General features: G+C 74.1%; 6 protein-coding genes and 1 pseudogene. 2 read left to right on the plus strand and 5 right to left on the minus strand.

Going from position 1 to position 4,936, the window contains the following annotated elements; genetic code table 11:
• Positions 1-243: 243 nt before the first annotated feature.
• Positions 244-804: an AMIN-like domain-containing (lipo)protein gene (locus N866_RS14635; RefSeq protein ID WP_034227653.1), complete on the plus strand. Its 561-nt coding sequence runs from the start codon at positions 244-246 to the stop codon at positions 802-804.
• A gap of 76 nt (positions 805-880) precedes the next feature.
• Here N866_RS14635 and N866_RS14640 read toward each other — a convergent pair whose 3' ends face one another.
• The 5 genes and pseudogenes from N866_RS14640 to N866_RS14660 all read right to left on the minus strand — a co-directional run bounded on the left by N866_RS14640 (position 881) and on the right by N866_RS14660 (position 4,261).
• A complete protein-coding gene (locus N866_RS14640; protein ID WP_034227654.1) occupies positions 881-2,218 on the minus strand; it encodes a DUF2252 domain-containing protein in 1,338 nt (445 codons plus the stop codon).
• A gap of 78 nt (positions 2,219-2,296) precedes the next feature.
• Positions 2,297-2,473: pseudogene (locus N866_RS14645) on the minus strand (DUF4287 domain-containing protein); the annotation flags it as partial.
• A 64-nt stretch (positions 2,474-2,537) separates the two neighbouring features.
• Positions 2,538-2,891, minus strand: coding sequence for an HNH endonuclease (locus tag N866_RS14650; protein WP_081802680.1), 354 nt, complete (start codon positions 2,889-2,891; stop codon positions 2,538-2,540).
• 35 nt (positions 2,892-2,926) lie between these two features.
• Positions 2,927-3,568: an alpha/beta hydrolase gene (locus tag N866_RS14655; protein ID WP_034227657.1), complete on the minus strand. Its 642-nt coding sequence runs from the start codon at positions 3,566-3,568 to the stop codon at positions 2,927-2,929.
• Between the two features lie 117 nt (positions 3,569-3,685).
• Positions 3,686-4,261 carry an NADPH-dependent F420 reductase gene (locus N866_RS14660; RefSeq protein WP_034227658.1) on the minus strand — a complete coding sequence of 192 codons (576 nt, stop codon included), beginning with the start codon at positions 4,259-4,261 and terminating at the stop codon, positions 3,686-3,688.
• Between the two features lie 110 nt (positions 4,262-4,371).
• Here N866_RS14660 and N866_RS14665 point away from each other — a divergent pair, with 110 nt between their 5' ends.
• Positions 4,372-4,869: a MarR family winged helix-turn-helix transcriptional regulator gene (locus N866_RS14665; RefSeq protein WP_034227662.1), complete on the plus strand. Its 498-nt coding sequence runs from the start codon at positions 4,372-4,374 to the stop codon at positions 4,867-4,869.
• Positions 4,870-4,936: the final 67 nt, after the last annotated feature.

A 4,936-nucleotide genomic window follows, 5' to 3' on the forward strand; every position in this document is an offset into this window, starting at 1 on the left:
GCCACGGACACGGGCACGTTCACGATCAGGGACTTCTCGACCTGGGTCGTCACGGTCCACTCCTCACGTCGGGTGTGCCGGGGCCGCTGTGGCAGCCCCCTTCCGTCCAGCATGCGGGCCGGTTCTCGGTTGTGCGCGGCGGGACCGTTGCCGAACCGCAACGCACGCCCGTTGACACGTCCCCGCCGCCGGAGGACCGTGCGAGTCGTGGACCCATAACAGGACAAAAAGGTTGGTGGCATCATGCGCCGTCCACTGCTCTCGCTCCTCGCCGCCGTCGCCATGCTGCTGGGGCTGACGGTCGTCGCGGCCCCCGCCGCGTCGGCCCACCCCTACTGCGGCCAGGTCTGGGGATCGCTCGCCGAGCGCGACCCGGACATGTCGGCCGCCCAGGTCACGAACATCCGCGCCGGCCGGCACGCCTGCTTCGACCGGCTGGTCCTCGACGCCGACGGTCCCATCGAGGGGTACTCGGTGCGGTACGTCGACGCGGTCGTCCAGGACGGGTCGGGCTTCGAGGTCCCGGTCCGCGGCGGCGCCCGGCTGCAGGTCGTCGCCCACGCGGGCGTCATCGCCACCGACGCGTTCTTCCTCCCGGACGGGCGCCTCGTGAACACCTCCGGGTACCGGACCTTCCGCGACGTCGTCTGGGCCGGCAGCTTCGAGGGCATGACCTCCGTCGGTCTGGGCGTGCGCGCCCGGCTCCCGTTCCGCGTGTTCGTGCTCGACGGTCCGGGCGACGGCTCGCGGCTCGTCGTCGACGTCGCGCACCGGTGGTGCGCGCCGGGCCACAGCCGCTGCTGACCGCGCGACTCTCCGGGGGCGGCGCCGGCCCGGCGGGTCAGCCCGGCGGGTCAGCCCGGCGGGTCGGGCCGGCGGGTCAGCCCGCCTCGGGGTCGACGTGCTCGAACCGCCCGTTGCGGAACGCGTCCACGAACAGGGCGTGGTCCGCACGGGCGCGCTCCCCGTACGTCATGCCGAACTCGACGACGTCCTCCACCAGCTCGTCCTCGGCGCCCGAGACGACGTCGGCGATCGCGTCCTCGGTCTGGAAGTCGACGAGCGGCACGTCCGGGCTGTCCACGTCGGACACGCAGTGCACCTTGGCGGTCGCCCGGCCGAGCTGCTCGAGGACCTCCGCGAGCTCGTCGGGCTCCGACAGCGCCTCCCAGTCCAGGTCCGCCTCGTACGGGGACAGCTCCTTGACCACGAACCCGACGCCGTCCTGGGGGCCGCCCTCCATCCGCGTCCACCCCAGCCACGGGTCCGGGTGCGCCTGGAGGGTGCGCTGGGAGACGGCGGTCCGGTGGCCCTGGTGCTCGAAGTACCGCTCGGCCTCCTCGTCCGGGGCGACCCGCCCCGCGGCCGGCACCGCGCCCTGCTTCATGCTCAGGACGACGTCGTTCTCCAGCGCCTGGGTGTGCCCCTCCACGAGGAGGTTGTAGGCCTGGAGCCCGGCGCTGCCGATCCCGAAGCCGGACGCCCCGACGACGTCCTTGAGCTCGTAGGTCAGGCTGCCCAGGCGCTTGGACCCGGGCAGGGTCTCGACGTAGGCCTCGTAGGCCCGGACGCCGGCGTCCCGCTCCTCGTCCTCCAGGACCCGCAGGTGGGGCGACTCCCGGAACCGGCGCCGGTAGTCCTCGATCACGGTGACCTCGTCGAGGAGACCGACCCGCGTCTTCAGCTGGGCCTCGAGCAGGGCGTCGTGGACGGCCCCGCGGGCGGTGCCCAGCCGCAGCGACCACTCGTGGTCCCGATCGCTCTCGACGAAGTGGTGGACCTGGTCCAGGTAGGCCCGCAGGTACACCTCGATGAGCCGGCGGATCACGGCGTCGGGCAGGGCCTTGGTCCAGCCCAGGACCGCGAGGCTCGCCGCCATGCGGCGCAGGTCCCACGTGAACGGGGCGAGGTAGGCCTCGTCGTAGTCGTTGACGTCGAAGACGAGGACGCCGTGCCCGTCCATGGAGGTGCCGAAGTTCTCCGCGTGCAGGTCGCCCTGGATCCAGACCCGGCCGGTGCGCTCGTCGGCCCAGCGGTCCTCCGTGCCGACCAGGTCGACGTAGAAGAGGCACGCGGTGCCCCGGTAGAACGCGAAGGGGTCGGCGGCCATGGCGCGGAACTTGCGGCGGAAGGCGCGCGCGTCCGCGTCGATGAGGTCCCGGAAGGCGTCGCTCAGCACGTCGACGATCTGTCCGCTGCGCTGCTCGTCGGAGCTCATGCCCCGGACGCTACGCGCGGCTGATCGGGCGCGCCCCCGCTCGCACGCCTCTCCGCTCCCTCGAGGTGGACGGCCCTGTCACACCGCGGGGCGCGACGCCTTGCCGTCCAGCCAGAGCGTGTCGGAGGCGTCGCGGTGGACGCCGTCCGTGCCGACGTGCTTCGTGCTGATCCCCGGGCCCTTGCTGATGACGTGCCACAGAGCCATGGCGTGACCGCGGCCGAGGCCGTAGTCCTCGGCCAGCCACGCGACGACGTCGGCGGCCTCGGGGCGGGGCGCCGTCACCCACCAGCCTCGCTCCAGACCCGGTGGGCGCGGGTCAGGGCGGGGTCAGGGCGCGCAGGTCCGCCTGGATGCGGGCGTGCCGCTCGAGGAACGTGCGCTCGTCGAGGCGCTTGCGGCGCAGCCAGCCGGTGACCTCGTCGTTGCACTTGCTGGCGTTGCACGACGCGCAGGCCGGGGCGATGTTCTCCAGGGTGTACCGGCCGCCGCGGGAGATCGGCAGGACGCAGTCGCGCTGCAGCGGGACCCCGGTCGCGCCGCAGTAGGCGCACCCGCCCCAGGCCTCGACGAGCGCCGCCCACTGCTCCGGGTGCAGGTCGTGCTCGACGGCCGCCATCCGACGACGGCGCCGCCGGGCGTACCGGGTCCGCCGGCTCGGGCTCGCGGGCATGGTCGCAGGCTAGCCACGGCCGGGGCCCTCACCCGTCAGGCGCGACCGGGACGCCCCGCGAGCACGTCCTCGACCCAGGCGGCGAGCGCGTTGACGGCGGGCGCGGTGAGCCCGTGGCCGCCCGGGTCCAGGTGGGTGCGGGCGACCGCGCCGGACTCGCCGGTGACGTAGGCCCACGTGCGGTCAAGGAGGTCCGCGGGGATGACCACGTCCGTGGCACCGCGCGCGAGGAAGACGGGCACGCGCTCCAGGTGGCCGGGCGTGACGGGCACGCCGGCGTCGAAGGGCAGCGTGCCGTGCAGGACCGCCGCACCGGCGAACCGCTGCGGGTCGTCCAGGACGAGGCCCCCGGCGAAGGCCGCACCGCCGCTGAACCCGACGAGGACGACGGGCCGACCCGCCGGCGCCACCGTGTCCAGCCACTCCCGGAACCACGTCAGGGTGCTGCGGAGGGACTCCGCCACGGGGCGCCCGATCCCCCGGTTGGCGAACCAGGCGTACCCGCCGTTCTCCGCGATCGGCGCGCGGACGGCCGCGTACGACGCCGTCGGCGGGAGGTACCGGGCCAGGCCGAGGATCCCGGACTCGTCGGCGCCGCGGCCGTGCAGGAGGACGACGAGGGGGCGGGTGTCGTCGTCGTCCGCCCACGCGACGGTGGGCTCGGGGAAGGCGGTCACGGAAGGCTCCTGGGGCTGCGGGGGCGGGTCGAGCACGGCGCGACGTCCCGGACCTGGTCGCGGTCCGGGACGTCGCGGGTGGGCGGGCGCGCCGGTCGGGACGCGGGCCCCGTCTGGTCAGGCCTGGAGGGCGAAGCCCCCGGTCCACGCCGTCTTGCCGGCGGCGGCGAGGGTGATCTGGAGGAAGCCGACGGCCTCGAGCTCGCGGGCCCGACGCAGGGAGCCGGCGTCGACGGCGCGCAGGCCGGCACCCGTGACGACGTCCGCGACCTGGGCCTTGGCGTCGGCGTCGTCCCCCGCGAGCAGCACCGTCGTGAGCTGGTCGCCGGCGACACCGGAGGCGAGCGTGGCGGCGAAGTTCGTGTTGAAGGCCTTCACCACGCGCGACGACGGCAGCGCCGCGGCGATCTCGGCCGTGGCCGAGGAGTCCGCCGGGACCGTGAGGGAGTCGAAGGTCTCGAAGTCGAGCGGGTTGGTGATGTCCACGACGACCTTGCCGGCGAGCTGGTCGGCGCGCTGGGCGAGCACGTGCTCCACGGCCGGGTAGGGCACCGCGAGGACGACGACGTCGCCGGTGACGGGGGTGCCGGCGTCCTGGCTGCCGAGCAGCTGGACGGCGTGGCCGGCCTTCTCGACGAGGCCCGCGATGGCCGAGCCCATGTTCCCGGTCCCGAGGATGCTGACGGTGCTCATGGCGTTCTCCTTGCTGTCGGGCGCTCGTGGCGCCGAGGCTTTAGTTGTTGCTACAACTGAACCCTAGCAGGCAGTTGGTTGTTCCAACAACCTCAGGCAGAATGCTCGCCATGGAGACGAGGTGGCTGACCCGTGAGGAGCTCGCGGCGTGGGTGCGGCTGGCAGCCGTGCTCGAGCTGCTGCCGGGGCGGCTGGACCAGCAGCTCCGCCGCGACGCCGAGCTGACCAACTTCGAGTACTACGTGCTCGCGATGCTGTCCGAGGCGCCCGAGCGCACGCTGCGCATGACGGGGCTGGCGGCGCAGACCAACGCGACGCTCCCCCGCCTCTCCCACGTGGTGCGCCGGCTGGAGGAGCGCGGCCTGGTCGAGCGCTTCCCGTGCGCCGACGACGCCCGCGCCACCAACGCGCGGTTGACCGCGGAGGGGTGGCGCACCGTGCAGGAGTCCGCACCCGGGCACGTCGCGACGGTGCGCGAGCTGGTGGTCGACGCCCTGACCCCCGAGCAGGTCGCGCAGCTCAAGGAGATCACCGACGCACTCCTGCAGCGCCTGGACCCCACCGGCCGGATGAGCGACGTCTACCGCCGCCACGACGAGCCCGCCTGACCGCGGCCCGTCTGCCTGACCGCAGGCACGACACACCTGCCGCTCCTGCCCGCCGGCCCTGCCCCCC

It is taken from the genome of Actinotalea ferrariae CF5-4, from assembly GCF_000603945.1.
Classification (GTDB): Bacteria; Actinomycetota; Actinomycetes; order Actinomycetales; family Cellulomonadaceae; genus Actinotalea; species Actinotalea ferrariae.

Excerpts from the sequence above, each read along its gene's own strand:
- N866_RS14635 (WP_034227653.1), top strand. The coding sequence starts at position 244 with ATGCGCCGTCCACTGCTCTCGCTCCTCGCCGCCGTCGCCATGCTGCTG.
- N866_RS14640 (WP_034227654.1), bottom strand. The coding sequence starts at position 2,218 with ATGAGCTCCGACGAGCAGCGCAGCGGACAGATCGTCGACGTGCTGAGC.
- N866_RS14650 (WP_081802680.1), bottom strand. The coding sequence starts at position 2,891 with ATGCCCGCGAGCCCGAGCCGGCGGACCCGGTACGCCCGGCGGCGCCGT.
- N866_RS14660 (WP_034227658.1), bottom strand. The coding sequence starts at position 4,261 with ATGAGCACCGTCAGCATCCTCGGGACCGGGAACATGGGCTCGGCCATC.
- N866_RS14665 (WP_034227662.1), top strand. The coding sequence starts at position 4,372 with ATGGAGACGAGGTGGCTGACCCGTGAGGAGCTCGCGGCGTGGGTGCGG.